This window comes from Bradyrhizobium sp. SZCCHNRI20481 (genome assembly GCF_032485055.1).
GTDB lineage: Bacteria > Pseudomonadota > Alphaproteobacteria > Rhizobiales > Xanthobacteraceae > Bradyrhizobium.
The window spans coordinates 64,448-89,286 of record NZ_JAUEUE010000005.1; the positions used below are offsets into that span (position 1 = coordinate 64,448).

At 66.2% G+C, this 24,839-nt stretch carries 25 protein-coding genes, 1 tRNA gene and 1 riboswitch; of the genes, 13 read left to right on the top strand and 13 right to left on the bottom strand.

Features of this window, described 5'->3' with window-relative positions:
* Nucleotides 1-73: 73 nt before the first annotated feature.
* Nucleotides 74-153, bottom strand: a riboswitch (SAM riboswitch).
* A gap of 112 nt (nt 154-265) precedes the next feature.
* Entirely contained in the window at nt 266-1,372 is a 1,107-nt protein-coding gene (locus QX132_RS09215) for a 2'-deoxycytidine 5'-triphosphate deaminase (protein ID WP_316160827.1), read from the top strand.
* Nucleotides 1,373-1,492: 120 nt separating this feature from the next.
* Nucleotides 1,493-2,971 carry an MATE family efflux transporter gene (locus tag QX132_RS09220; protein ID WP_316160829.1) on the top strand — a complete coding sequence of 493 codons (1,479 nt, stop codon included), beginning with the start codon at nt 1,493-1,495 and terminating at the stop codon, nt 2,969-2,971.
* A gap of 16 nt (nt 2,972-2,987) precedes the next feature.
* On the opposite strand, the gene QX132_RS09225 is transcribed toward QX132_RS09220, so the two are convergent.
* From QX132_RS09225 to QX132_RS09245, 5 genes are all read right to left on the bottom strand, one after another.
* Complete coding sequence (locus QX132_RS09225; protein ID WP_316160831.1) at nt 2,988-3,389, bottom strand: SRPBCC family protein; 402 nt, start codon at nt 3,387-3,389, stop codon at nt 2,988-2,990.
* Nucleotides 3,390-3,399: 10 nt separating this feature from the next.
* A complete protein-coding gene (locus QX132_RS09230; protein ID WP_315735785.1) occupies nt 3,400-3,759 on the bottom strand; it encodes a VOC family protein in 360 nt (119 codons plus the stop codon).
* Between the two features lie 52 nt (nt 3,760-3,811).
* Nucleotides 3,812-4,651, bottom strand: coding sequence for an AraC family transcriptional regulator (locus QX132_RS09235; RefSeq protein WP_315778382.1), 840 nt, complete (start codon nt 4,649-4,651; stop codon nt 3,812-3,814).
* A 76-nt stretch (nt 4,652-4,727) separates the two neighbouring features.
* Nucleotides 4,728-5,300, bottom strand: coding sequence for a methylated-DNA--[protein]-cysteine S-methyltransferase (locus QX132_RS09240; protein WP_315757628.1), 573 nt, complete (start codon nt 5,298-5,300; stop codon nt 4,728-4,730).
* Between the two features lie 224 nt (nt 5,301-5,524).
* Nucleotides 5,525-5,944: an SPW repeat protein gene (locus QX132_RS09245; protein WP_316160833.1), complete on the bottom strand. Its 420-nt coding sequence runs from the start codon at nt 5,942-5,944 to the stop codon at nt 5,525-5,527.
* 243 nt (nt 5,945-6,187) lie between these two features.
* Here QX132_RS09245 and QX132_RS09250 point away from each other — a divergent pair.
* A tRNA-Gly gene (locus QX132_RS09250) sits at nt 6,188-6,261 on the top strand.
* Between the two features lie 34 nt (nt 6,262-6,295).
* Here QX132_RS09250 and QX132_RS09255 read toward each other — a convergent pair.
* Both QX132_RS09255 and QX132_RS09260 read right to left on the bottom strand, forming a co-directional pair.
* Nucleotides 6,296-8,161 carry an AMP-dependent synthetase/ligase gene (locus tag QX132_RS09255; protein WP_316160835.1) on the bottom strand — a complete coding sequence of 622 codons (1,866 nt, stop codon included), beginning with the start codon at nt 8,159-8,161 and terminating at the stop codon, nt 6,296-6,298.
* Between the two features lie 174 nt (nt 8,162-8,335).
* Nucleotides 8,336-8,701 (bottom strand): nuclear transport factor 2 family protein, encoded by a 366-nt coding sequence (locus QX132_RS09260; protein WP_316160837.1) that lies wholly within the window; start codon nt 8,699-8,701, stop codon nt 8,336-8,338.
* A 165-nt stretch (nt 8,702-8,866) separates the two neighbouring features.
* On the opposite strand from QX132_RS09260, the gene QX132_RS09265 reads away from it, so the two are divergent.
* The 6 genes from QX132_RS09265 (at nt 8,867) to QX132_RS09290 (ending at nt 14,194) form a co-directional block, all read left to right on the top strand.
* A complete protein-coding gene (locus tag QX132_RS09265) occupies nt 8,867-9,226 on the top strand; it encodes a hypothetical protein (protein ID WP_315784814.1) in 360 nt (119 codons plus the stop codon).
* A 713-nt stretch (nt 9,227-9,939) separates the two neighbouring features.
* Nucleotides 9,940-10,464 (top strand): hypothetical protein, encoded by a 525-nt coding sequence (locus QX132_RS09270; protein WP_315778377.1) that lies wholly within the window; start codon nt 9,940-9,942, stop codon nt 10,462-10,464.
* 132 nt (nt 10,465-10,596) lie between these two features.
* Entirely contained in the window at nt 10,597-10,785 is a 189-nt protein-coding gene (locus QX132_RS09275) for a hypothetical protein (RefSeq protein ID WP_315735804.1), read from the top strand.
* A gap of 19 nt (nt 10,786-10,804) precedes the next feature.
* Nucleotides 10,805-11,398: an SCO family protein gene (locus tag QX132_RS09280; RefSeq protein WP_315735806.1), complete on the top strand. Its 594-nt coding sequence runs from the start codon at nt 10,805-10,807 to the stop codon at nt 11,396-11,398.
* A 98-nt stretch (nt 11,399-11,496) separates the two neighbouring features.
* Nucleotides 11,497-12,405 carry a transporter substrate-binding domain-containing protein gene (locus tag QX132_RS09285; RefSeq protein ID WP_316160840.1) on the top strand — a complete coding sequence of 303 codons (909 nt, stop codon included), beginning with the start codon at nt 11,497-11,499 and terminating at the stop codon, nt 12,403-12,405.
* A gap of 142 nt (nt 12,406-12,547) precedes the next feature.
* A complete protein-coding gene (locus tag QX132_RS09290; RefSeq protein WP_316160842.1) occupies nt 12,548-14,194 on the top strand; it encodes a lysine--tRNA ligase in 1,647 nt (548 codons plus the stop codon).
* Between the two features lie 193 nt (nt 14,195-14,387).
* On the opposite strand, the gene QX132_RS09295 is transcribed toward QX132_RS09290, so the two are convergent.
* On the bottom strand, nt 14,388-15,149 hold the full coding sequence (locus QX132_RS09295) for a carbonic anhydrase family protein (RefSeq protein ID WP_315784809.1): 762 nt from the start codon (nt 15,147-15,149) through the stop codon (nt 14,388-14,390).
* A gap of 254 nt (nt 15,150-15,403) precedes the next feature.
* On the opposite strand from QX132_RS09295, the gene QX132_RS09300 reads away from it, so the two are divergent.
* On the top strand, nt 15,404-15,748 hold the full coding sequence (locus tag QX132_RS09300; protein WP_315735813.1) for a DUF952 domain-containing protein: 345 nt from the start codon (nt 15,404-15,406) through the stop codon (nt 15,746-15,748).
* Nucleotides 15,745-16,839, top strand: coding sequence for a quinone-dependent dihydroorotate dehydrogenase (locus tag QX132_RS09305; protein WP_316160844.1), 1,095 nt, complete (start codon nt 15,745-15,747; stop codon nt 16,837-16,839). The genes QX132_RS09300 and QX132_RS09305 overlap by 4 nt, the downstream gene beginning before the upstream one ends.
* 71 nt (nt 16,840-16,910) lie before the next feature.
* On the opposite strand, the gene QX132_RS09310 is transcribed toward QX132_RS09305, so the two are convergent.
* The 5 genes from QX132_RS09310 to QX132_RS09330 all read right to left on the bottom strand — a co-directional run bounded on the left by QX132_RS09310 (nt 16,911) and on the right by QX132_RS09330 (nt 22,402).
* Nucleotides 16,911-18,206, bottom strand: a complete 1,296-nt coding sequence (locus QX132_RS09310) for an MATE family efflux transporter (RefSeq protein WP_316161092.1) — start codon at nt 18,204-18,206, stop codon at nt 16,911-16,913.
* Between the two features lie 107 nt (nt 18,207-18,313).
* Complete coding sequence (locus QX132_RS09315) at nt 18,314-19,048, bottom strand: MBL fold metallo-hydrolase (RefSeq protein ID WP_316160846.1); 735 nt, start codon at nt 19,046-19,048, stop codon at nt 18,314-18,316.
* Between the two features lie 13 nt (nt 19,049-19,061).
* A complete protein-coding gene (locus tag QX132_RS09320) occupies nt 19,062-19,370 on the bottom strand; it encodes a DUF6460 domain-containing protein (RefSeq protein ID WP_315735819.1) in 309 nt (102 codons plus the stop codon).
* 120 nt (nt 19,371-19,490) lie between these two features.
* The gene (locus tag QX132_RS09325) at nt 19,491-21,359 is read right to left on the bottom strand and encodes an ATP-dependent DNA ligase (protein ID WP_316160848.1); all 1,869 of its coding nucleotides are present in this window, start codon (nt 21,357-21,359) and stop codon (nt 19,491-19,493) included.
* The gene (locus QX132_RS09330) at nt 21,356-22,402 is read right to left on the bottom strand and encodes a ligase-associated DNA damage response exonuclease (RefSeq protein WP_316161093.1); all 1,047 of its coding nucleotides are present in this window, start codon (nt 22,400-22,402) and stop codon (nt 21,356-21,358) included. Before QX132_RS09330 ends, QX132_RS09325 begins: the two co-directional genes overlap by 4 nt.
* Before the next feature lie 115 nt (nt 22,403-22,517).
* Between QX132_RS09330 and QX132_RS09335 the strand changes: the two genes are divergently transcribed.
* Together QX132_RS09335 and QX132_RS09340 are read left to right on the top strand one after the other, a co-directional pair.
* Entirely contained in the window at nt 22,518-23,444 is a 927-nt protein-coding gene (locus QX132_RS09335) for a methyltransferase domain-containing protein (protein ID WP_315735823.1), read from the top strand.
* A 109-nt stretch (nt 23,445-23,553) separates the two neighbouring features.
* Entirely contained in the window at nt 23,554-24,783 is a 1,230-nt protein-coding gene (locus QX132_RS09340; protein WP_315813334.1) for an ABC transporter substrate-binding protein, read from the top strand.
* Nucleotides 24,784-24,839: the final 56 nt, after the last annotated feature.

Genomic DNA, 24,839 nt, shown 5'->3' on the forward strand with positions numbered 1-24,839 from the left:
ACCTCCATCGTGACCACCGCCTCCAGCGATGGGCACAAAAAAACCGGCCTGGGAAAACTCCTCACGGCCGGGATCACAATCGTCCCCGGCCTGTTTAGCGACTTATTTAACGTGGCTGCAAGCCGGCCGGCTCAAATCACCACGGGATAAGTCGTGCTCATAGTCGCAACCGGCCTTTCCGTCAAGCCAGCCATCGGATAACCGGTAAAAAGACCCTATATAGGCTCGATAAGCCGCCGTTCCGGCGCCTGCAAAGGATCAGGTCTTGCCGTTTTCGCTCAGCCCCGACGCCCACGGCATCCTCCCCGATCGCATGATCGTGGCGATGGCGGAGGCTGGCCTGATCATCCCCGCATACGATTTTGTCGAAAGCCAGATCCAGCCGGCGAGCCTGGACCTGCGGCTCGGCGACATCGCCTATCGCGTGCGGGCAAGCTTTCTGCCCGGGCCGGGCGCGACGGTCGCCGAGCGTATCGACGAGTTGAAGCTGCACGAATTCGCGCTCGCCGACGGCGCAGTGCTGGAGACCAACTGCGTCTACATCGTGCCGCTCTTGGAGAGTCTCGCGCTGCCGAAGGACATCGTCGCGGCCGCCAATCCGAAGAGCTCGACCGGGCGGCTCGACGTGTTCACCCGCGTGATCGCCGACGGCACGCGACGATTCGACATGATCGGAGCCGGCTATCACGGTCCGCTCTACGCCGAGATCAGCCCGAAGACGTTTCCCGTTTTGCTGCGCGAAGGCTCGCGCCTGTCCCAGGTCCGCTTCCGCTACCGCGACGCGGTTCTGTCGGAGGACGAACTGATCGCGCTGCATCAGGCCGAGCGGCTGGTGGATCGCGATGATGCGGATCTCGTCGGCGGCGTCGCTCTTTCCGTCGACCTGTCCGGCAGCAATGCCAACGGCTATGTGGGCTATCGCGCCAAGCGTCATACCGGCGTCGTCGACGTCGACCGCCGCGCCGGCTATGCTGTGGAGGAGTTCTGGGAGCCGATCAAGGCGCGCCCCGACGGCAGCCTCATTCTCGATCCCGGCGAGTTCTACATCCTGGCTTCGAAGGAGGCCGTGCAGGTGCCGCCGGACTACGCCGCCGAGATGGTGCCGTTCGATCCGCTCGTGGGCGAATTCCGTGTCCACTATGCCGGCTTCTTCGATCCCGGCTTCGGCTGTGCCGGCGCCGGCGGGCAGGGCTCGCGCGCGGTGCTCGAGGTGCGCTCGCGCGAGGTGCCGTTCATCCTCGAGCACGGTCAGATCGTCGGCCGCCTCGTCTATGAGAAGATGCTGGCCCGGCCGAACGCGATGTATGGCAGCCGCATCGGCTCCAACTACCAGGCCCAGGGCCTGAAGCTCTCCAAGCACTTCCGCCTCTAGCCCGGCTGCGCGCTGACCGCGCACCCCCAATGCGCCCGCTGCACGGGGCGCGGCCCGGCGGTGTGCTAGGAGGAACGACAAAGGTCCCGCCAGATGGCGCGGCCAAAACGGGGAGCGAGCATGTCCGAGATCGGCTTGGCCGACAGTCCGGTCGGCGAGGGGCGTACGTTGCCGCCCATCGCGAAGCCGGTTCGGAATGCGCTCGTCGACGGCCCCATTCTGCGCACCCTGCTGTCGCTGGCCTGGCCCAACATCATCGCGAACACGGCAGGCACCTGCGTCGTCATCGCCGAGACCTCCTATATCGGCCGGCTCGGTATCGAGGCGTTGGCGGCGATGGCACTGGTGTTCCCGCTGGTGATCCTGACCATGACGATGTCCGGCGGCGCCATGGGCGGCGGCGTGGCCTCGGCGATCGCGCGGGCGCTCGGCGCCGGCGACACCGAACGGGCCTCGACCCTCGCCACGCACGCGCTGCTGATTGCGCTGCTGTTCGGCGCGACCTTCATGGTCGGCATGCTGGTGTTTGGCCCTGCCCTCCTGGAAGTGCTCGGCGGCCGCGGCGCGGTGCTGAGCCATGCCACAGCCTATCTGCAGATCTTCTTCGGCGGCGCGATACTGCCCTGGCTGATGAACTCGATGGCCGGCATCCTGCGCGGCACCGGCAACATGAAGCTGCCGTCGTTCATGATCCTTAGCTCGGCACTGCTGCAGATCGTGCTCGGCGGCACGCTGAGTCTGGGCCTCGGGCTCGGCATGCGCGGCGTCGCCGCCGGCGCGCTGCTGGCGTTCTGCGTCAGCATCTCGGTGATGGGCTGGTATCTGTTCTCCGGCCGCGCGCGCGTCCGGCCGAAGCTGCGGGGCCTCAAGATCAGCCGTGCGATGTTCGCCGACATCCTCAAGGTCGGCGCCATCGCCTGCTTCTCGCCGCTGCAATCCGTGCTGTCGATCGCGATCTTCACGCACATGCTGGCATCGTTCGGCACCGCCGTGCTGGCCGGCTACGGCATCGGCGCACGGCTCGAATTCATGGTGACCACTGTCGCGTTCTCCGTCGGCATGGCCTCGGTGCCGATGGTCGGCATGGCGATCGGTGCGGAAAGAATCGTGCGCGCCCGCCGGATCGCCTGGACGGCGGGGCTGGTCTCTTTCGCGTCGGTGGGTGCGCTGTCGACGCTGATCGCGATCGTTCCGCAATTGTGGGTCGACATCTTCACCCAGGACGAGAGCGCGCGCAGCGCGGGCCGGCACTATCTTCAGGTCGCAGCGCCAATGTATGCCTTCATCGGCCTGGCGATCTCGATGTACTTCTCCTCGCAGGGCGCAGCCAGGGTGATCGGTCCGGTGCTGGCACAGACGGTGCGGCTCGTCTTCATCGCCGCAGGCGGCAGCTATCTGCTGAGCCATGCCGCGACCGAGGGCGACTTCTTCATGCTGGCGGCGTCCTCGATGGTCCTGCTCGGAGTGCTGACGCTCGCCACCGTCATGCTCACCCGCTGGGGCCCGAAGCCGGCCGCAGCGCTGGAGCTGCGCCCGGCCGTGCTGGCGGCCGAGCTCGGCTCGGGGGCGCAGATCCCGCCATCTCCGCATGTCGGCTGACGGCTGCTCGGCTCGTCTAGGCGCGCAGCCCGCCTAGGGCGTCCTGCATCGCGCGCGTGCCGAGCGCCATCTGCTGCTCGATATAGGGCGCGATGGCGTGCGGCAGCACGTCGGTGATCCAGAGCATCCGGCAACCCTGCGCGCCGTCGGGGATGATCTGCACGGACGCGTTGTGATGCGTCACGCGTTCGCTCTCGATCGTGTAGACCAGACGCTGCTGCGCCTCGTCGCAACTGACGAGGCGTTCGCGCGCCACATTGCCGTTGGCGAAGGTCACGATCCGGACGTCGCCGTCGAGCTGGCAATCGACGACGAAGCCGGGCGCCAGCCGGGTATGAACGGCGCCGAAGTCGCGCACGGCGTCCCAGACGGCGGCTGCGGAGGCTGCGATCGGGGTGTCCTTCTGAATCGATGCCATGGCCGGGACCTCACGGACACACGGCTTCGATGTTGTTGCCGTCGGGATCGATCAGGAAGGCGGCGTAGTAGGTCGGACTGTAGTCCGCGCGCGGCCCGGCGCCGCCATTGTCGCTGCCGCCGGCCGTCAGACCCTCGCTGTGGAATCTGGCGACCGCCGCGTGGTCCTGGGCGCGGAACGCGATATGGGCGGCGCCTTTGCTGGCGCCCTTGTCGAGATACAGCCACAGCGCCGGCTCCCCCTTCGGGCCGATGCCCGCCGACGCCTCGTCCTTGGAGCAGAGGATGTGGCCGAGCGGCGCCAGCGCCGATGTGTAGAAGCGTACGCTCGCGTCCAGATTGCCGACCTTGAGGCCGATATGATCGTACATCGATGATCTCCATGCTTCGCGTGCGGCTGTCGCACGCGCTGGGATCATCCAATCAATGGCGGCTCAGATGATCTTGGAGAATCTTGCGCTCGCCGCGCGACGCCTTGCGAAACTTCGCCGGCGACACGCCGGCAGCGCGCGCGAAGGTGCGGGTGAAATTCGACAGATCGGCAAAACCCGAATCGTAGGCGATGGTGGTGACCGGCGTATCCTCCTCGCTGAGACGCCGCGCGGCGTGCCGCAAGCGGGAGCGGATCAGATATTGATGCGGCGTCACGCCGATCGTGGCCGCGAACAGCCGCAGGAAATGGAACGGGCTGACGCCGGCCTCACCAGCCGCAGCCGCCAGATCGATGTCGCGCGCTGCATTGTCGTCGATCCACAATGCGCTCTCGACCGCGCGCCGGCGATCGCGAAGGCTTGGCGTCGCCGCCCGTTCCTGCTGGCCCGTGGCGGTCGCGACGAAGCGGCTGGCGATGATCTGGCCAACCTCGTCCAGACCGAGGTCCTGCTCGCGCGCGGCGACGGCCTCCGCGAGCTCACCGAGGACCATGAGCTCCGGCAGCGGCGGCATCGCGCCAACCCGCCAAGCCTGCCTGTTGCCGCCGATCTCGTCGATGAGCGCATGATCGAAGAAGAATGACAGGCATTCGTCGCCGCAGACGTGATCGTGCGTGCACATGAACTCATCGCCGGGATGGCCCACCAGCAGCGAGCCGGTGACCAGCTCGAAGAAGCGGCCGCGGTGCCGACAGCCGAAGCTCCCCTTGCGCACATAGGACAGCGAGTAGCCGGAATACTGCTCGACATAGGGACGCTCGCCCGGAACCGCCGCACAGCGGAACTCGGAGACGGTGACGTCACGGCTTTCGAACAGGATGGTGGCGCTCATCCTGCAAATCTAGCGCATTGCGGATGAAAGAGGAGGGCTGCGTCCGAGATAATATCGCGCGCAGCGAGGCGCCCGCTTACGACGCGCGCGGCCGGTCGACCGCGAGAAACGCGTCGAACAACGTCAGGCCCGCATGAGGCCGTGCGCCTTCGAGCGACAGCAGCCGCCGTTTGGAGATGACGCCGCTGTTGGGCGACGGCTTGTCGAGACCGTTGCCGATGTCGCGCACGCGGTGACAGGGAACGATCAGCACGAGCGCATTCTTGCTCAGCGCCTGCGCGATCGAATTCAGCGCCTTGGGAACGTGCAGTTCGTCTGCGATCGCGTCGGCGCTGCGCGTCTCGCCGCGCGGAATGGCACGAATGCAATCATAGACGCGCTGGTTGAATGGTGTCACGCCGCCGAGATCGAGCACGACATCGGAGAAGTCGACCTCCTGCCCGCGCAGCATGGCGGTGATGCCTTCGATGGCGAGTTCAATATTCGAACACGGGCGTTGCTCCCGCGCTTCGGGAAATTGGCGAAACAGGCGCCGCCGCGTCTCGATTTCCCGTGCTTCCGGCAGTTGTACGCCGGTGATTCCGGCATCGCTCCACGCAATGCCGCAACGGCCGAGGGCCGTATCAAAGATCGTATACCCACGCCCCATGACGCCACCCCAACCCCACGCCACATCATATCATCGTCACGATCGCCCGCATCAACTTTGTTTACAAAGTGTTAACAGCGCGGCGTGACCGGGGCGGGTTTGCCCTGATTTGGGTGATGGTTGTCAAGCGTCCCGTTGCGATCGCTGCCTGCGATCTCTGTCATCGGCATCGCGATCACGAAATGCGGCGCAGCGCGCAGGCGAGGTGCGATCGACCAGAGGCGCTACGGCTGGCTCACCAATGTAGGTCTATCGCCAGCAAAATCAGGATCATGCGCAAGCCACAGTTCGAGCAGGCTCAGGAAGGTCACGGCGATCCCGATCGTGATGCTGACATGCATCGCCGACGTATGCACGAACCCGAGCAGCCACGGAGCTGCAATCAGCCACAATCCAAGCGCGACCTTCAGCCACTCCTCCCAATCGGCAAACGCCAGGAGGCCGCCGAGCGAGAGCACGACGACGGCAGCCCCCGCCAACGCAGCATCGATCCGGCCGGCGCTGCCGACAAAGCCGAACAGCCAGGGCGCGACGGCAAGGAACAGACCGCAGCCGAGGGTGTAAAGGTCGAGCGCCGACGGGCCCGCCATGATGGCGAGGGCTTTCGAGGTTGCGGTCTGAGACGCGGGGCTGTGGCTCTGCATGATGTGAGCTCCCAGGACATTGACGGCGGACCTTGACGGCGCGGCGAAGCAGCGAGGGGCGCCGCCTCCAACGGGCAAAAGCGCGACCGGCCCGATCCGTTCCGGAGCCGGCGGTCGCGGCCGATCACGATCCGGAGATCAGGCCGGTGCAGAACTGTTGCCTCCCCCAACCCTTGGGCCTGGCGGTGTCGCGGCAACAAGCCGCTTGGCGAAACGCATGGTCTCGGCTAAGCATTGGCGAGCGCGGGCGTAGTTCAATGGTAGAACGGCAGCTTCCCAAGCTGCATACGAGGGTTCGATTCCCTTCGCCCGCTCCAATGCCGCAATGTCCTGCTGCTACGCTCTGCAAAATCAGCTTCGTACGGTAGCCGATGGCCGCAAAGCTGCCGCGCGTTTTGCATAGATCGCCTCGATCTCCTTCGCGAAGCTCCGCTCGATCGCCGGACGCTTGTTCTTCAACGTCGGCGTGATCAGGCCTTCCTGCACGGTCCACGGCTCCAAGGTCCAATGCACCGCCTTCGGCGTCGCGTAGGACGGATAGGCCTTCGCGGCTCGCGCAATGTGGCGCAGCAGAGAGGCCGCTTCGGCCTCGGTGCCGCGCTGGCCGTGCGCCGCGAGCCTCGCCTGCTGCTCAGCCCAGCCGTTGGCGTTGAGCACGACGATCGCGGTCAGGAACGGCCGGTTCTCGCCGATCACGATGGCCTGCTCGAACAGCGGATCGGTCAGGATCGCGGTCTCCAGATCGGCGGGCGCGATCTTCTCGCCGGTCGAGGTGACGAGGATGTCCTTGATCCGACCGGTGATGGTGATGCGTCCGCCGTCGATGCGGGCCTGGTCGCCGGTGTGCAGCCAGCCGTCGGCTTCCCTGGTGCGGGCTGTCTCCTCCGGCCGGTGCCAATAGCCGAGCATCACGTTCGGGCCGCGCACCATCAACTCGTCATTGTCGCCGATGCGCACCTCGATGCCCGGCAGGGCGCGGCCGACGGTGCGCGGGTCGTTGTCGTCAGGCGTGTTGACGCTGACGACGGGCGATGTCTCGGTCATGCCGTAGCCCTGCAGCACCTCGAGCCCGAGCGCCAGGAACAGCCGCACCACCGGCTCGGCGATCGGCGCGCCGCCGCTGACGGCGACGTGCAGCCGTCCGCCGAATCGAGCCAGTATCTTGGCGGCGACTAGGCGTTGCAGCAGCGGCCACGCGATTCGGTCGAACGCTGAAGGTCTGGTTCCGCGCCCATGCTGCGCATCGAAGCGCCGGCCGCCGATCGCGATGGTCAGGTCGAGCAGCGCCCGTTCGAGCGGGTTTGCGATCGCGCGGTGATGCATGATGACCGAGTAGATGCGCTCATAGATGCGCGGCACGGAGATCAGGATGGTCGGACGGACCTCCACCAGATCTTCGGACAGCTGCTTCACCGAGCGCGCATAGGCGACGCAGGCGCCGATGGCGATCGGGTAGTAGTAGCCCGCGGTGCGCTCGAACGTGTGTGACAGCGGCAGGAACGACAGGAATACGTCGTCGGTATCGGCCGCCAGCCGCTGATGAATGGCCTTGAGGTTGGAGACGACGTTGTCGTGCGACAGCATCACACCCTTGGGCCGGCCCGTCGTGCCCGAGGTGTAGACGATGGCGGCGAGGTCGTGCGGCGCGATGGCGATCCGGGTGCCGGGAAGCGTGGCGTTGCCGGCTGCGTTCAACCACGCCTCCAGATCGATGAGGCGCGGATCGCCGGTCGGCTGGGTCGTTCGCCGGTCGGCGCAGACGATCCGCCGCAGGTCGGGCAGGGCCTCGCCGACCGCTGCGATCTCATCCCAGCGTGTGTCCGAATCGACCAGCAGCAGCCGGGCACCGGAATCGGCGAGGATGTAGGCGATGCTGTCGGCATTATCGACGGCATGCATCGGCACCGGCACCAGGCCGAGCGAGAGCGCGGCCTGGTCGATGGCGAGATGTGCGATCCCGTTCGGCATCAGGATGGCGACACGCTCACCCTGGGCGAAGCCGTCGGCCGCAAGCGCCCGCCGCCAGCGGTCGACGACGAGATCGATCTCGCGCCAGCAGAAGCTCGCCCATCGGCCGCTTCCTGCGTCGAACTGTCGGTAGGCCTGCTTGTCCGGGCTCCGTTCGACGCGCCAGCGCCAGAGTTCGGGCAAGGTGGTGATGGCGGCCAGCGTGCCGGCCGCCATGGCGTGATCATCGATGGGATTTGACTGCTGCACGCCCGTCTCCGGCGATCCTGAACTCGTCGCGAAGCAGAAGCTCTGCAGCGGCGGACCGGGTCCGACGTTGACGTAGCGCAATCACCACGAGACAGGTCGTGCGTCTGCGCATGGGAGCCCGGCTATCGCGGCAGGCCGACCGCACTGCGGAAGCCGGGCGGAACGGGACGTCCGTCAGGCGCCCTGCGGGACCTTGTCGAGAAACCCGGTGACGCGCTGGATGCGGCCGTCGGCCAGCTCGACGAAATCCGTGCCCTGGATCGGGGCTTCCGCATCCTCGGGGCCAAGCTCCCAGGAAAAGCGGAGATGATGACCGTGGCCGTCCGCGGAGCCGATCAGGCGAAAGCGGAAGTCGGGAAAGCGCTGCTGCACGCCCGCAACCAGGCCATCCACCGCATCGCGTCCTTCGCCGCGCATCAGCGCGTCGACATAGAGCGCATCCGCGGTCCAGTGACGTGCGAGCAATGCGCCGCGCTGCGCGGCATCACGTTCGTTCCACAGCGCGATGTAGCTCTCGGCGATCTCGGTTGGGTTGGTCATCGGTGCTCTCCATGTTGTGAACGATGAGGAGCCCATCATCGCGCCCGGCGCGCAGCGAATCGATTACGTCGAACGTCATCTCATCCGGAATGACAGAACTGTAAGTTGCCGCCTGTTTGCGCGAGGACTACTCCACGCGCGGAGGCGGTGCGGGGAATGCGTCTCATGATGTCCGACACTTGGAAGTGGATTGCCGTCGCAATCTGTCTGGTGCTGTTCACGGCGGATACCGTGCTCAAGCCGCAGGACAAGCCCAATCGCATGGTGTTCTTCGAGCTGCATCGCGGCGAGCGCCCGACGATGATCGGCATGATGCGCGACGACCTCGTCAAGCTGCCGGGACGCGGCGCCAGCCGCATCCGCGACGCGCTCGCGCGCGGCGAGACGTTAACGGTCTGGCAATATGAATTAAGAAAGATTGAAGACGGCAGCTATCAGGAGGTGCCGGAGCGGCAGATCCAGCTCGGCGCCGCCGATGCGCCGCTCGTCACGTTTGGAGCGCGGATTCGGCTGCCCGATAATTAGTTAACTTCACGGGGACCGAGGGCGTCGGGAGGCAGATCGCCCTCCCCGCTGCCAGCGCGATATCGGCCGGACCTCGCTCGATCTCGCGATCAGACGGCGCGCTGCTGGGAGTGATCCTGCCGCGCCCGCTTGCGGGGCGGAGCTCGGTACGGTCCAAACTCGTGATTGCATTGGTCGCATCTCCGGACTTCGGCCATGCCAGCCAGGGCTGGCGGGAGCCCGCACCCACGATCGTGATCGCACGAGCGCCCCTGGGCCGGCGATGAGAGGGGTGAGCGTCCCGCCGCCACTGGGCAGCGGGGCGTGTGTCGCGCGGAAGCTCGGCCACCGGGCTTTTCCGGAGTGTCGTTTGTGCCGCCGTGACGCCGCTGCCGCGCCGATGGGCGAATCATGCCGGGCCTCTGCCTTGCTCGTGGCGCCATCGCCATGTCCGGAACCAGCGTTCGGCCATTTTCGGTGGTAGCGACTCATTGGTGCAGCGGGCTTGCAACACTCGCGGTGAATTTGGCTTTCGTCACCGCGCCGTCCTGGACAAAAACACGATCTCGAAACACGCTGCATTTGCGATTTGGATTTGGCTTTCGCGTTCCGGTTCTGCGGATGGGCTCGTGGTCGCAAGGTCCCGCCGCAGTCCAAGCATCTCAAGAAGCGCATCACAAGACGCGTACCAAAGTCGGTCAGATCGGTTTCGCCGGGTTGAACTGGGGCTCGACATGAAATTCTGGACGGGGTTGCTTGCGGTCGTTCTGTTGCTGTCGGGGCTCGGCGCCAGCCAGGCCGTGGTCCGGATCGCCGATGACCGCGGCGGCCGGATCGGAACCTATGTCGACAAGTACCAGGGCCTGCGATCTTCCGGCGAGTATGTGATCATCGACGGGCTCTGCGCCTCGGCCTGCACCATCGTGCTCGGGGCGATCCCCCACGAGAAGATCTGCGTCACCTCGCATGCCAATCTCGGATTCCACGCCGCCTGGGATTTCGGCGCCAACGGCCGCGCCGTCACCAACCCAGAGGCGACCCAGATGCTGTACTCGATGTACCCGTCGCCGATCCGCCGCTGGATCACCCAGCGCGGCGGCCTGACGCCCCGGATGATCTTCCTGAAGGGCAAGGAGCTGCAGGCAATGTACAAGCCCTGCTATATGGATGCCCAGGCATCCTCTCCGGCCTCCTCGCATGTCGCGCCCAATGCGCCGGCCATCTCGCCGGCCGCGGCCAAGGCCTCCGCCTCCCATTGATGACGCCGGCCACCGGCCGTTTCGGGTGAGCGGCTGCCCGTCCGCGGCGCTTGCCTGGACCGGCCGCGGGGCTTATCTGAAGCGCGAGGAGCGGGCCGCTCGGGCCAGCACTCGCCCGATGAGTACGTCATCATGCAGCCTCTTTCAGCGCCGCAAGAGATACCGTCCGCGTCGGGTGACCGGCGTTCGGCCTCCGCTTCGGCTATCGTGGCCGGGGTTGCGGCGATCGGGCTCGTCGCCGGCGCCGTGACGATGTGGGTGCAGTACGGGACCGCGGTGTTCTTCGAGACGATCGCGGCCGGCTGGCAAGCCTGCTTCTGAGACAGTGAAGGAGCGCGCAATGCCATCCAATGCCACCCGCCCCCTGGTGATCGTCGGAGCCTTTGCCGCCAGCCTCGTGGTCGGGCTGTCGCTGATGTTCCTCATCATGGGCGGCGGCCGAAACATCGCGGCGCCGGCCGCGATCGGCGGACCGTTCCAGCTGACCGACCAGAGCGGGGCCGTCGTCACCGAGAAGAGCCTTGAAGGCCGTCCGACCCTGATCTTCTTCGGCTTCACCCATTGCCCGGACGTCTGTCCGACCTCGCTGTTCGAGATCTCCGAGGTGCTGCGCGCGATGGGCAAGGACGCCGACGGCGTCAACGCCTATTTCGTCTCGGTCGACCCCGAGCGCGACAATCCGGCCGCGATGAAGGACTACCTCTCCAGCTTCGACCCGCATCTGAAGGGTCTGACCGGCGATCCCGAGGTCCTGGCGAAGGTTCTCACCGAGTACCGGGTCTATGCCAAGAAGGTCCCGCTGAAGGACGGTGATTACACCATGGACCACACCGCTTTGGTGTATCTGATGGACCGCAACGGCCGGTTCGTCGCGCCGTTCAACCTGAAGCGGACGCCCGAGGAAGCGGCGGCGGATCTCAAGAAATACCTCTGAGCGCGTTGACGCTCCAGCCGGGCGGCCGCCTCCGGGCCGAATCCAGCCTCGAATTTGCGCCGGGATGGTCTATAAGGCGCTGACCATCGGGACCGCTGATGCAGACCGTCTTATCAAAGCCCGTGAAATCCGCGCCTGCGGCCCGCGCCGCCATCGCCAGCGCGCTGCTCTGCTTCGGTCTCGCCGCAGCCGGCTCGGAGGTGCGCGCCCAGGCGCCCGTGCGGCCCGCCGTCGAGGCGGCGCCGCAGGCCGTCCCCGGCTTCTGGGACCCGCGACGCCGGCCCGACCGGCCCGATTTGTCGCGCCTCACCGTGATTCGTTTCCTGACCGAGACCGACTATCCGCCGTTCAACTTCACCGGTCCGGACGGCAATCCGGCCGGCTTCAACGTCGATCTGGCACGGGCGATCTGCGACGAGATCAAGGTCACCTGCACCGTCCAGATGCGCCGGTTCGAAACCCTGCTCGATGCGCTGTCCTCGAACCGGGGCGATGCGATCATCGCCTCGATCGCGGTGACGCCGCAGATGCGGGCGCGGGCCGACTTCTCCGATCCGTATTACCGGGCGCCCGCCCGCTTCGTGTCCCGCCGCGATGCCGTCATGACCGAGATCCGCCCCGAATTTCTCGAGGGCAAGAAGATCGGCGCCGTCGCCGGCACCGCGCACGAGGCCTACCTCAAGGCGATGTTCACCGACGCCGAGATCAAGACCTATCCGAACGACGAGGCGCTGCGGCAGGCGCTGCGCCGGGCCGAGGTCGACCTGATCTTCGGCGACGGCATCTCGCTGGCGTTCTGGATCAATGGCACCGATTCCGGCGATTGCTGCGCCTTTTCCGGTGGACCTTTCGTCGAAAGCCGCTATTTCGGCGAGGGCGTCGGCATCGCCGTGCGCAAGGGCAACGACCTCTTGCGCCAGGCGCTGAACTGGGCGCTGTTCCGGGTCTGGGAAAAAGGCCGCTACACCGACCTGTGGCTGCGCTACTTCTCGATCAGCCCTTTCTAGCGCTTGCCGTCGTTCCGGGGCGCGTCGAAGACGCGAACCCCGGAACCTCGAGATTCCGGGTTCGATGCTTCGCATCGCCCCGGAATGATGGGTATCATGACCGCTGTTTTGCACTGACGTCTTCGGAGAAGTCTTTTTCACGATGTCCACGATCGATCTCGTCCAGACCAGCCCGAGCGACTTGCGCGCGCTCGCCGAACAATCCAACGCCTGGCCGTTCGAGCAGGCGAAAGCGATCGTCAACCGGCTGAAGAAGAACCCCAAGGACGAGGTGCTGTTCGAGACCGGCTACGGCCCGTCCGGCCTGCCGCATATCGGCACCTTCGGCGAGGTAGCGCGCACCACCATGGTCCGCCACGCCTTCCGCGTGCTCACCGAGGACAAGATCAAGACCCGCCTGATCGCGTTCTCGGACGACATGGACGGCCTGCGCAAGGTGCCGGACAACGTGCCGAACAGGGACATGCTGGCCACGCATCTGGGCAAGCCGCTGTCGCGCATCCCGGACCCGTTCTCCAACGAATATCCGTCGTTCGCCGCTCACAACAATGCGCGGCTGCGCGCCTTCCTCGACCGGTTCGGCTTCGACTACGAGTTCGCCTCCGCGACCGACTACTACACCTCCGGCAAGTTCGACGCGGCTCTGCTGCGCATGCTGGAGCGGCTCGAGAAGGTGATGGCGATCATGCTGCCGAGCTTGCGCGAGGAGCGCGCGGCGAGCTACTCGCCGTTCCTGCCGATCTGCCCGCGCACCGGCCTCGTGCTGTATGTGCCGATCGTCGAGCACGACGCCAAGGCCGGCACCATCTCCTACGACGATCCGGAGACCAAGGAGCGCATGACCGTTCCGGTGACCGGCGGCCATTGCAAGCTGCAATGGAAGCCGGACTGGGCGATGCGCTGGCATGCGCTGGGCGTCGACTATGAAATGGCCGGCAAGGACCTGATCGATTCGGTGAAGCTGTCGGGCAAGATCTGCGCGGCGCTCGGCGGCACCCCGCCTGAGGGCTTCAATTACGAGCTGTTCCTCGACGAGAAGGGCCAGAAGATCTCGAAGTCGAAGGGCAACGGGCTGACCATCGACGAATGGCTGCGCTACGCCTCGCCGGAATCGCTGTCGCTATTCATGTATCGCGAGCCGAAGGCGGCGAAGCGGCTGTATTTCGACGTCATCCCGCGCAACGTCGACGACTATCAGCAGTTCCTCGATGGTTTTCGGAAGCAGGATGCCAAGCAACAGCTCGGCAATCCGGTCTGGCACATCCATTCCGGAAAGCCGCCGAAGGCGGACATGCCAGTCACCTTCCAGCTGCTGCTGACCCTGGTGTCGTCGTCGAACGCGGAGAATGCCGAGACGCTGTGGGGCTTCATCGGCCGCTACCGGCCGGGCGTGACGCCGCAGACCCATCCCAAGCTCGACGCGATGGTCGGCTACGCCATCAACTACTATCGCGACTTCGTCGCGCCGACCAAGACCTTCCGCGAGCCGACCGAGGGCGAGCGCGTGGCGCTACAGGATCTGCGCGATGCGCTGTCCAATCTTCCGGCGGAGGCCACGGCCGAGGACATCCAGAACGTGGTCTACGAGATCGGCCGCCGCGAGCCGTTCCTCGACCACGCCAAGAAAGGCAAGGACGGCCGCCCCGGCGTGTCGCTGGACTGGTTCAACATGCTCTACCAGGTGCTGCTCGGCCAGGAGAAGGGCCCTCGTTTCGGCTCCTTCGTCGCGGTCTACGGCGTGAACAATGCGGTGGCGATGATCGACGGCGCGCTGGCGCGGAGCGCGTGAGGGGCTCGCTCGTCGTCACACAAAAAGGTGTCGTCCCGGCCCTGAGCCGGGATCCGTCAGCCACGAGCCGAGGTGAGGTGACGGATATCCGCCACCTCGCAAGACAACTGAGATTCCGCGGTTGGGTCCCGGCGTTCGCCGGGACGACAGCGGAGAACTCGGCGGCCGCGTCAGTCCGAAGCGGCCATTCGAACTACACCCCGTGCAGCACGAAGCGGCGGTCGAGCTTCTGCACCGGGCGCGCGTTCATCGGATACAGCTTGGCGAATTTCGCGACGTCCGCTTCCGCGACCGAGACCGGCTCGCTCAGCAGCAGCCATTCGACCACCTCTGAGCAGGGCGGCGTCGTCAGCGAGCCGGCATAGCGATAATAGGAGCGGCGTGCCGGCAGCATCATGTTGGGGTTGATGCGCGGATCGGCCTTGACCGCGGGACCCTCCTTGTCCGGCATCGTCGCCACGATCTGCGCGAAGGCGGGATTGGGCCGGCCGGTGGTCATGAGAACGCCGACCACGGCGAGCCCGCCCGACGCGGCGCGGTGGACGAAATGCGCCTCCATCGGATAGTTCTTGCCACCGATCTGATGCTCGCTCGGGCGATGGAAATGCACCTGCAGCAGCTTGTAGGTGGTGCCGTCGAGCTTCAGGGTGCTGCTGCCGTCGGCAAAGTTGAGCTGGATGGTGTGACCGTTGTTGACGATGGTGTCCGCGGTCCTGGCCCAGCTCAGCTTGAAGTTGGGCAGTTGGGCCCGGGTCGAGTGCTCGATGTCGATGGGCGATTGCTGGGTGCCGACGCCGCAGACCTTGTTGGCCGCATCGAGATCCCCCCAATTGGCCGGTCCGGTCGCGCCCTCATAGCTCCAATGCGGGGCGCCCTCGGCGGCGAAGCCCGGGGTCGCGCAGGCGGGGCAGAGGGCGAGCCCCGCAAGAGCCTTCAAGACGTGGCGGCGGTCCATGGCAATCTCCAAAAGGTTCAAGCGTGGGCATGATCGGTTGCGAATCGCGCGCAACAGGAAAACCGAATCAGGTTAACCCTTGCTGAGGAACCGGCTGCGTCCTCGCGAACTCGCAGTCACTCGGGTGCAGCCTGAGCGGGGCGGCCGCCGGGCTGTCCCGGGCAAACGATACTTGAGTTCGCCGCCCCCTGCCGATACGGTCGGCCGCTCCGAAAACATCAGCAAACTCAAGCTCGAGCCAGGACCGCGCGAAGGTGCCCAAAATCTACAAAATCTGCTCAGCTTCGGCCTGGCGCGAGGCGGAGCGGCTGGGCGTGTACCGCGGTAGCGCCGACGATCTGCGCGACGGGTTCATCCATTTTTCGACCGCCCCCCAGGTGCCGGAGACGGCCCGGAAGCACTTTTTCGGGCAGAGCGCGCTGTTCCTGGTCGAGGTCGAGGCGGATGCACTGGGTGCAGGCTTGCGCTGGGAGCGCTCGCGCAACGACGAGCTGTTCCCGCATCTGTATGGCGAGCTCGATCTCGGCGCCGTGACCGCCGTTCACCAGTTGCACAGCCGTGCCGATGGCGGCCACGACATTCCGGACCTGAAGCCGTGATCCGCGCTTTCGACCAGCTCTCGCTGCCGCTGCTCCGCTGGCTCGACGCCGAGGATGCGCACCGGCTCGCCGTCCAGGGCCTGAAGCTCTTGCCGGCGATCAAGCCGCGACCGGACGATGCGAAGCTCGCGGTGCGCGCCTTCGGGCTCAACTTCCCGAATCCGGTCGGCATGGCCGCCGGCTTCGACAAGAACGCCGAGGTGCCGGACGCGCTGCTGCGGCTCGGCTTCGGCTTCGTCGAGGTCGGTTCGGTCACGCCGCGGCCGCAGAGCGGAAATCCGCGCCCGCGGCTGTTTCGGCTGGAGCGCGACGAGGCGGTGATCAACCGCATGGGCTTCAACAATGACGGCGCCGAGATCGTGTTGCGGCGGCTTGCCGGCCGCGCCCATCAGGGCGGCATCGTCGGCGTCAATGTCGGGGCCAACAAGGATTCGGCCGACCGTGTCGCCGACTACGTCCGGCTGATCGAGACCTTCGCGCCGGTGGCGAGCTACTTCACCGTCAACATCTCCTCGCCCAACACGCCGGGCCTGCGCAACCTGCAGCAGGCTTCTCAGCTCGACGAGCTGCTATCCAAGGTGCTGGAGGCGCGCGACCGTATCCGCCGCAAGGCCGGCGACACCCCGGTGCTGCTCAAGATCGCGCCGGATCTCAGCCTCGCCGAGCTCGATGACGTCGTCCATGTCGCGCGCTCGCGCGGCGTCGACGGCATGATCGTGTCGAACACGACGCTCGCCCGGCCCAGCTCGCTGCGCGAGCAGTTGCGCGCCAAGGAGCAGGGCGGCCTGTCCGGGCGGCCGCTGTTCCGGCTGTCGACCCGGATGGTGGCCGAGACCTTCGTGCGCGTCGAAGGCGCGTTCCCGTTGATCGGCGTCGGCGGCATCGACACGGGCGGCGCAGCGCTCACCAAGATCCGCGCCGGGGCCAGCCTGATCCAGTTGTATTCCTCGCTGGTCTACAAGGGCCTCGGCCTGGTCGAGAGCATCAAAGCCGACCTGACCTCGACGCTGCTGCGCACGGGGCGCGATTCGCTGTCGGAGATCGTCGGTGCCGACGCCGCGACGATCACCGCCGAGGACTGGCCGGTTTAGACGCGCTCTATCTTCGGCGAAGAGTGCAGGGCGAGCGAGATCGCAAAGCGCGCTGCGCGATACAGCGCCCTCTACAAACTCTCTTTGTTGCCGAACGACGCCCGCAGCAGCGCCGGATAGCGTGCGGCCTGGAAGCCGCCGCGGGCGGCGTAGAAGCCGAGCATCGCGATCCACAGGCCCGTATTGCCGAAGCCGCGCAGCGCCAGCCAGATGCCGAGGAAGACGATCAGCGCCGCCACCATGAGATTGCGCATGTCGCGCGCCCAGGTGGCACCGATATAGACGCCATCGAACGCGAAGGCGAACACCGACAGCAGCGGCGACGCCACCACGAACGGCAGATAGTCGCGCGCCGCGCGGCGCACCGCATCGCTTGCCGTCATCACGTCGATCAGCACCGGCCCGAACAGCGCGAAGATCACGGCAACGGCGAGCGCGAAGCCGAAGCCCCAGGCGAGCACCAGCCTAGTGGCGCCGGAAAAGGCGTCGCGGTTGCGCGCGCCGAACGCATAGCCGCACAGCTGCTCGGCGGCGTTGGCGAGCCCGTCGAGGAAGAACGCGGCCACCAGCAGGAAATTGTTCAGCACCGCGTTGGCCGCCAGCGTCGTGTCGCCGGCACGCGCGCCTTGTGAGGTGAAGAACAAGAAGGCGACGATCATCGCCGCGGTGCGGATCATGATGTCGCGGTTCACCGCCATCATGTGCATCAGCTTGGCGCGGTCGAGCAGCGCAGCGCGCGATATCCGGGCGTCGGCTTTGACCAAGCGGCGCGCCAGCACCAGGCCGATCGCGACACCGACCGTCTCAGCAATCACGGCGGCAATCGCCGCGCCGGCGATACCGGCCTGCAGCATCTGGACGAAGAGGATGGTCGCGGCCATGTTGATCAGGTTGATCGCGACCTGAACGGCCAGCGCCAGCCGTGCGCGGGCCAGTCCGACGAGCCAGCCGAGCAGCACGTAGTTGGCGAGCGCCAGGGGCGCCGACCATATCCGGACGATGAAATAGCTGCGGGCCGCGCTCAACACGGCGTCGCTGCCGCCCATGATGTCGAAGATGATCGCGCCCAGCGGCAGTTGCAGCGCGATCAGGGTGACGCCGATCAGGGCGGCCAGCGCCAGGCCGCGGATCAGGACCATCAGGATCTCGTCGCTCTCGCCGGCGCCCAGCGATTGCGCGGTGAAGGCGAGTGTGCTGGCGCGGAGGAAGGCGAACAGCCAGAACAGGCAATCGAAGATCACCGAGGCCATGGCGACGCCGCCGAGCATGGCCGCTTCGCCGAGCCGGCCGATCGCCGTGGTCGAGACGATGCCGATCAGCGGCGTGGTCAGGTTGGCGATCATCGCGGGACCCGCGATGTCGAACACCTGCGCTGTCGTGATTTTGGCTGAAGCAGTCAAGAACGTCTCGTTGATTGGCAAAGCGCGCGACACGCGTGTCTCTGCCGTTCTTAGCGGCCTTTCGCGTCTCTCAGCTAGAGGTCGATGCTCATGCCGTCATGCGCGGCCACATGGCTGATGCGGTCCAGCCGGCCCAGCATGTCGTCGCTCATATGGGTGAGCACCAGCCGCTTCGGCCCGATCTCGCCGAGATGCGCCTCCAGCGCCGCGAGGCTGAGATGGTTCTTCACCGCCTTGTCGTAGGTGTAGGCCTCGGCGATCAACAGGTCGGCGTCGCGGCCGAGCGGGATCAGGCTGTCGGTCCACTCGGTATCGGCGGTGTAGGCGACGATCTTTCCCTCGGCCTCGATCCGGTAGCCGAGAAACGGTCCGCCCGAATTGCCGTGGACGACTGGAAACGGCGTCACGCAGACCGCGCCGAAGCGCGTTGGCTGCTCAGGCGCGAGCTCGATCACCGACAGTTCGAATTTCCGCGGCGTGCGCGACGAATGCTCGAACAGCGCTTCCATCACCTGCGTCAGCCTCGCGTCGATGCCGGCCGGGCCGACGATCACCAGCGGCTGCGTCCGGCGCGAAAACTGCGCATCGAGCAGCAGGAACGGCAGGCCGGCGAAATGATCGCCATGGAAATGCGTGATCAGGATCAGTTCGATATCGTTGCAGGCGATGCCGAGCCGCTTCAGCGCCGGCAGCGACGAGGCGCCGCAATCGATCAGGAGATTGGTGCGCGAGCCGGTCAGATGGAAGCAGGTGTTGGACCTGCCGCCCGAGCCGAACGCGTCACCGCAGCCGACGAAGCGGAGCTGCATCGGCTGCGTCTCTCTACCGGCCGCGCGGGGCGAACAGCCGCGACAGGAACCAGATCGGGATCACGATCACGGCGCCGAGCAGGAAGTAGCGCCACAGCCAGTTGAAGGCGTCGAAGCCGAGCTCGTACAGCCGGATGAACAGCAGCCGGATGCTGTGCAGGATGTTCAAGGGATCGAAGCCGATCGCCGACAGCACCACGCCGACCAGGATCGACAGCAGGACCAGCCGGAACGCCACCGACAGCGGCGAGCCGCCGAGAAAGCGATACAGGCCATCCGAGCTGCGGGCGCGGGCCGGATAGTCCCTGATGTCGTTCGACATGTCATCGTCTCCAGGCGGGTTCGTCGGATTCGCGAGCCCGATTATAAAGCACGGCAGGGCAGGTGGGGAACCCGGCTCGCCGCCGCAAGCTGGTTACTGGTATTTAATGTTCCCGCGCTGTCACGCCGGGGTCTCGCTCCTCAGCATGCGCTCCAGCGTCTCCAGCCGGTCGGCGTCGCGCGGTGGCTTGTCCCAGCGCAACCGGTTGATGCGCGGAAAGCGCATCGCGATGCCGGATTTGTGCCGCGGCGAGCGCTGCAGGCCCTCGAACGCCACTTCGAGCACCAGCCCCTGCCCGGGCTCGTGCACGACGTGGCGGACGGGACCGAACTTCTCCGTGGTGTTGCGGCGGACGAAGCGGTCGATCTGCAGCAGCTCCTCGTCGGTGAAGCCGAAATAGGCCTTGCCGACAGGCACCAGCTGATCGCCGCCGTCTCCCGCCGTCCAGACGCCGAACGTGTAGTCGGAGTAATAGGACGAGCGCTTGCCGTGGCCGCGCTGCGCATACATCAGCACGGCGTCGATGATGTGCGGATCGTGCTTCCACTTCCACCACTGCCCCTTGGGACGCCCCGGCAGATACAGCGCGTCGCGCCGCTTCAGCATCACGCCTTCCACCGCTTCGGCATCGTCGCCGGCCCCGGCCGAGGCGGGATTGGCGCGCGCGGCCTTCAACGCATCCCAGGTCGCGAACGCAATGGTCGGTGACAGGTCGACGCGCGGATCGTCCAGGCGCTTGATGAACGCCTCCAGCTTCGCGCGGCGCTCGGCGAACGGCAGCTCGCGCAGGTCATTGTCCTCATCGCCGAGCAGGTCGTAGGCCCGCAGGTGGATCGGGTACTCCTTCATCAGCTTCGGCGACACCGTCTTGCGGTTCAGCCGCTGCTGCAGCACGTTGAAGCTCTGCACGCGCTGATCGCGCACCACCAGCAGCTCGCCATCGAGCGCGCCAGGCAGATGCAGCGACGGCAGCAGGTCCGGAAAGCTTCCGGTGATGTCCTCGCCGCTGCGCGAATACAGCCGCGTGACGATGCGGCCATCGGCGTCGCGGCCGCTCACCGCCTGCACGCGGATGCCGTCCCATTTCCACTCGGCGATGTAGTCGGCGGCCTGCATGTTGGCGAAGTCGTCGTCCTCGACCGCATGCGCCAGCATCACAGGGCGGAAAGGCGCGGGATCGCGGTTGACCGGCTTGTCGCCGCGGCCCTCCAGCCACGCGAACAGGTCGAGATAGGGCGGCGCGAGGCCCGGCCAGATCAGCTCGACCTCGTGCGGGTCCTTGTCGCCGAGCGCGGCCGCTGCGGTCTTCGCGAGGCGCGCGGAGATGCCGATGCGCAAGCCCCCGGTGACCAGTTTCAGCAGTGCCCAGCGCCCGGTCTCGTCGAGCTCATCCAGCCAGCGCGCCAGTTGCCGCGGCATCTCGGTCTTGCCGAGGGTGCGCAGGGTGGTAACGACCTCGGTCAGCGTCGGCGGTGGCGGGTTGTTGTGGCCGGATGCTCTCGTAAGACCACCTGTGTGGCACCCCCCTCCCTGACCCTCCCCCACAAGGGGGGAGGGAACGGAGAGAGCAGTGCTCGGAGGAGCAAGATCACTTGTTGAGCCCCTGTTGGCTATCGAACGAGATGCAAGCTCCGAGTGCCACTCGGCTCCCTCCCCCCTTGTGGGGGAGGGGTGGGGAGGGGGGTACCCAGGAACGAGCTGCTGATGATGCGCCCTGTCCTTCGGCCACATCAGCGCAACGGTCTCCGAGAGATCCCCCACATAATCATACGACAGCGCGAACAGCACCGGATCGGTGCGCGCGGCGATTATTTCGCGGATCAGCGCCGGCTTGGCGTGCTTGAACGACAGCGCGCCCGTCAGCGCGCCCAGCGCGTAGCCGCGATCGGGATCCTCGACCTCGCGGAAGTACGACGTCAGCAGGCGCAGCTTGTTGTTGCGGCCCGGCTCATAGGCGAGGCGGTCGAGCAGCTCGGCGAAGCGGTTCATGCCTCCGCGTCCCCCGTCGCCACCACCTCGCTCTCCTCCTCGTCGCCATAGCCGACCAGGTCGAGCGGCCGGGCCGCCAGGCCCTTGCTCCGGCACCAATGCACCAGCGCGTCCTCCTGGCCGTGGGTGACCCACACCTCGCTTGCGCCGGTCGCCGCGATGGTGGCGGTCAGCCCGTCCCAGTCGGCATGGTCCGAGATCACCAGCGGCAGCTCGACGCCGCGCTGCCGGGCGCGGGCGCGCACCCGCATCCAGCCCGAGGCGAAGGCCGTGACGGGATCGGGAAAGCGCCGCGTCCACAGGTCGGAGGTCGCGCTCGGCGGCGCCAGCGTGATCGTGCCGGCGAGCTCGGCCTTCTTGACGCCCTTCACAGGCCTCAGCTCGCCCAGCGCGATTCCCTTGTCCCGATAGTAGCGCGTGATCCTCTCCATTGCGCCATGCAGGTAGATCGGCTGCTCATAGCCGGCCTCGCGGATCAGCGCGATCACGCGCTGCGCCTTGCCGAGGGAATACGCGCCGACCAGATGCGCGCGGTCGGGAAACAGCGCCACCGAGGCCAGCAGCTTGTTCACTTCCAGCGCTGCGTCGCCGTGACGGAACACGGGTAGGCCGAACGTCGCCTCGGTGATGAAGACGTCGCATTGTACCAGCTCGAACGGCGCGCAGGTCGGATCGCGCGCATCCTTGTAGTCGCCGGATGCGACGATGCAGGTCCCGCCACAGGACACCTTGATCTGCGCCGAGCCGAGCACGTGACCGGCGGGATGAAAGCTCGCGGTGACGTCGCCGAGCCTGATCTCCTCGCCATAGCCGATCGCCTGGATCGAGCCCGCAAAATTCTCGCCATAGCGCAGCCGCATGATGTCGAGCGTCTCCTGCGTCGCCAGCACGGCGCCGTGGCCGGCACGGGCATGATCGGAATGGCCGTGGGTGATCAGCGCCCGCTCGACCGGGCGCACGGGATCGATGTGAAAGCCGCCGGCCTTGCAGCACAGGCCGGAGGGAACGGGCAGCAGGATGTCTTGCGGGCGCATGCCGGTCATATAGGTCACGCAAGACGCGTTTTCAGGTCGTGCCAGTTTCCATCTCGTCATGGGCGGGCTTGACCCGCGCATCCATCTCCTCGATGAGAAGTTCGCATTGACGACGATGGTTCCCATGCCCCACCGCCTGTTCCTGTCCTCCGGCGATCTGATCGCCGACCGCCGCTACGAGTTCGCCCGCGACCTGCAATTGAAGGGCGACCTGGTCGCGGCCGCCGAGGTGATGGAGCAGGCCATCGAGGTCGCCCCCAGCTTCGCCTCGGCCTGGTTCGAACTCGGCAAGATCAGGATCGCGCTCGGTGAAACCGACAAGGCAATCTCTGCCTTCCGGAACGCCTGCGTCGCCGATCCGGATGACCGCCACGGTGCCGCTGTGCGTCTGATGCAGCTCGGCGCCGCGCCGCTCTCGGACATGCCGAAGGCCTATGTGCAGTCGCTGTTCGACCAGTACGCGCCGCGTTTCGAGACCGAGCTGATCGAGCGGCTGCACTACCGTGCGCCCGCGATCCTGTTCAAGGCGGTGATCGCGGTGCGCGCGGCCGAGCGCAAGCTGGCCTATTTCAAGCGCGCGATCGATCTCGGCTGCGGCACCGGGCTGGGTGCGGCGGCGTTCGCCAGCAACGTCGATAGCTTCATCGGCATCGACCTGTCGGCCGGCATGATCGCGGAGGCGCGCGCCACCGGGCTCTATGCCGGGCTCGAGGTCGACGACATGACCGCAGGGCTGCAGCGCCAGGACGTTGCGTCTGCTGATCTCATTCTCGCAGCCGATGCGATGGTCTATGTCGGCGACCTCGGCCCGGTGTTGCGCGAGGCGCAACGTGTGCTGACGCCGGACGGGCTGCTGACCTTTACCGTTGAGACCCATGACGGCGACGGTGTGATCATGGGGAAGGGGCTGCGTTATGCCCATGGAGCGGAATATGTCCGTGGCGTGATCGCGGCCGCGGGATTGAAGCTGGCCCATCTCGAGCCGGCGTCGCCACGCACCGAGGAGCAGCTGCCGGTGCGCGGGCTGGCCGTGGTCGCCGTCAGGACTTGAGTCTACACGCTATTGAATGCGCTGCACGCAGCGTCCAATGCGGCAACTTCGCTCTTGCCGCAGCTCTCCCGATGCCAAAAAATGTCGGTAGTCTAGGGAGAGACAAAAAATGAAAAAACATCTGACGCGGCGCGATTTCTGCGCCACCGCGCTTGCGACCATCGGCGCTTCGACCATCGCCTCGCCTTACGTCTGGGCTGCCGAGAAGAAATATGATGCCGGCGCCAGCGACACCGAGATCAAGATCGGTCAGACCATTCCGCATTCCGGTCCCGGTTCGCTGTACGGCGTGCTCGGCCGGGTGGGTGAAGCCTATTTCCAGATGCTCAACGAGCAGGGCGGCATCAACGGGCGCAAGGTCAAGTTCTTGACCATGGACGATGCCTATAGCGCACCGAAATGCGTCGAGGCGACGCGGCGGCTGGTCGAGCAGGACGAAGTGCTGGCGCTGTACGGCTCGCTCGGCACCGCGCCGCAGACCGCCGTGCACAAATACCTCAATTCCAAGGGCGTGCCGCAGCTGCTGCTCAACACCGGCGCCTCGAAGTGGAATGATCCGAAGAACTACAAATGGACCATGGCGGGGCTGCCGCTCTATCCGACCGAGGCGCGCATTCTCGCCAAGCACGTGCTGAGCGTGAAGCCGGAAGCCAAGATCGGCATCCTCTATCAGAACGACGATTTCGGCCGCGACTTCCTGGGACCGTTCAAGAAGGTGCTGGCCGACGCCGGCGGCAAGGCGCAGGTGATCATGGAGCAGACCTATGATCTCACCGAGCCGACGGTGGACTCGCAGCTGATCAATTTGTCGAAGTCCGGCGCCGACGTGTTCTACAACATCAGCACGGGAAAGGCCTCGTCGCAGTCGATCCGCAAGGTGGCCGAGCTCGGCTGGAAGCCGCTGCAGCTGCTGTCGGCGGGCTCGACCGGCCGTTCGATCCTGTCCGCCGCCGGCCTCGAGAATGCCAAGGGCATCGTCGCGATCCGCTATTCCAAGGACGCCGGCGTGCCGCAGTGGAAGGACGATCCGGACGTGAAGGGCTTCGAGGCGCTGCGCGCCAAGTACCTGCCCAGCATCGATCCCGACAACACCATCGCCTATGCCGGCTACGGCCAGGCGGTGTCGATGGGCGAGATCCTGCGCCGCTGCGGCGATACGCTGACGCGCGAGAACGTGCTGAAGCACGCCACGACACTCGCCGGCTTCCACTCGCCGTTCTTCCTCGACGGCGTCAACTATGCCTACACGCCGGACGACTACACGCCGATGAAGACGCTCTACATCTCGATCTTCGACGGCAAGGACTGGAGCATCTCCGAGAAGCCGATGACGGAGTAGGGGGCAGCGGTCTCATTCGTCATTGCGAGCGAAGCGACGCAATCCAGAGTTCCTCC

Coding starts and splice junctions, on each gene's coding strand:
- QX132_RS09340 (WP_315813334.1), top strand. CDS start 23,554: ATGAAAAAACATCTGACGCGGCGCGATTTCTGCGCCACCGCGCTTGCG.
- QX132_RS09260 (WP_316160837.1), bottom strand. CDS start 8,701: ATGACCAACCCAACCGAGATCGCCGAGAGCTACATCGCGCTGTGGAAC.
- QX132_RS09335 (WP_315735823.1), top strand. CDS start 22,518: ATGCCCCACCGCCTGTTCCTGTCCTCCGGCGATCTGATCGCCGACCGC.
- QX132_RS09265 (WP_315784814.1), top strand. CDS start 8,867: ATGATGTCCGACACTTGGAAGTGGATTGCCGTCGCAATCTGTCTGGTG.
- QX132_RS09325 (WP_316160848.1), bottom strand. CDS start 21,359: ATGAACCGCTTCGCCGAGCTGCTCGACCGCCTCGCCTATGAGCCGGGC.
- QX132_RS09240 (WP_315757628.1), bottom strand. CDS start 5,300: ATGGGGCGTGGGTATACGATCTTTGATACGGCCCTCGGCCGTTGCGGC.
- QX132_RS09270 (WP_315778377.1), top strand. CDS start 9,940: ATGAAATTCTGGACGGGGTTGCTTGCGGTCGTTCTGTTGCTGTCGGGG.
- QX132_RS09295 (WP_315784809.1), bottom strand. CDS start 15,149: ATGGACCGCCGCCACGTCTTGAAGGCTCTTGCGGGGCTCGCCCTCTGC.
- QX132_RS09285 (WP_316160840.1), top strand. CDS start 11,497: ATGCAGACCGTCTTATCAAAGCCCGTGAAATCCGCGCCTGCGGCCCGC.
- QX132_RS09280 (WP_315735806.1), top strand. CDS start 10,805: ATGCCATCCAATGCCACCCGCCCCCTGGTGATCGTCGGAGCCTTTGCC.
- QX132_RS09290 (WP_316160842.1), top strand. CDS start 12,548: ATGTCCACGATCGATCTCGTCCAGACCAGCCCGAGCGACTTGCGCGCG.
- QX132_RS09225 (WP_316160831.1), bottom strand. CDS start 3,389: ATGGCATCGATTCAGAAGGACACCCCGATCGCAGCCTCCGCAGCCGCC.
- QX132_RS09315 (WP_316160846.1), bottom strand. CDS start 19,048: ATGCAGCTCCGCTTCGTCGGCTGCGGTGACGCGTTCGGCTCGGGCGGC.
- QX132_RS09220 (WP_316160829.1), top strand. CDS start 1,493: ATGTCCGAGATCGGCTTGGCCGACAGTCCGGTCGGCGAGGGGCGTACG.
- QX132_RS09245 (WP_316160833.1), bottom strand. CDS start 5,944: ATGCAGAGCCACAGCCCCGCGTCTCAGACCGCAACCTCGAAAGCCCTC.
- QX132_RS09330 (WP_316161093.1), bottom strand. CDS start 22,402: ATGACCGGCATGCGCCCGCAAGACATCCTGCTGCCCGTTCCCTCCGGC.
- QX132_RS09230 (WP_315735785.1), bottom strand. CDS start 3,759: ATGTACGATCATATCGGCCTCAAGGTCGGCAATCTGGACGCGAGCGTA.
- QX132_RS09235 (WP_315778382.1), bottom strand. CDS start 4,651: ATGAGCGCCACCATCCTGTTCGAAAGCCGTGACGTCACCGTCTCCGAG.
- QX132_RS09320 (WP_315735819.1), bottom strand. CDS start 19,370: ATGTCGAACGACATCAGGGACTATCCGGCCCGCGCCCGCAGCTCGGAT.
- QX132_RS09275 (WP_315735804.1), top strand. CDS start 10,597: ATGCAGCCTCTTTCAGCGCCGCAAGAGATACCGTCCGCGTCGGGTGAC.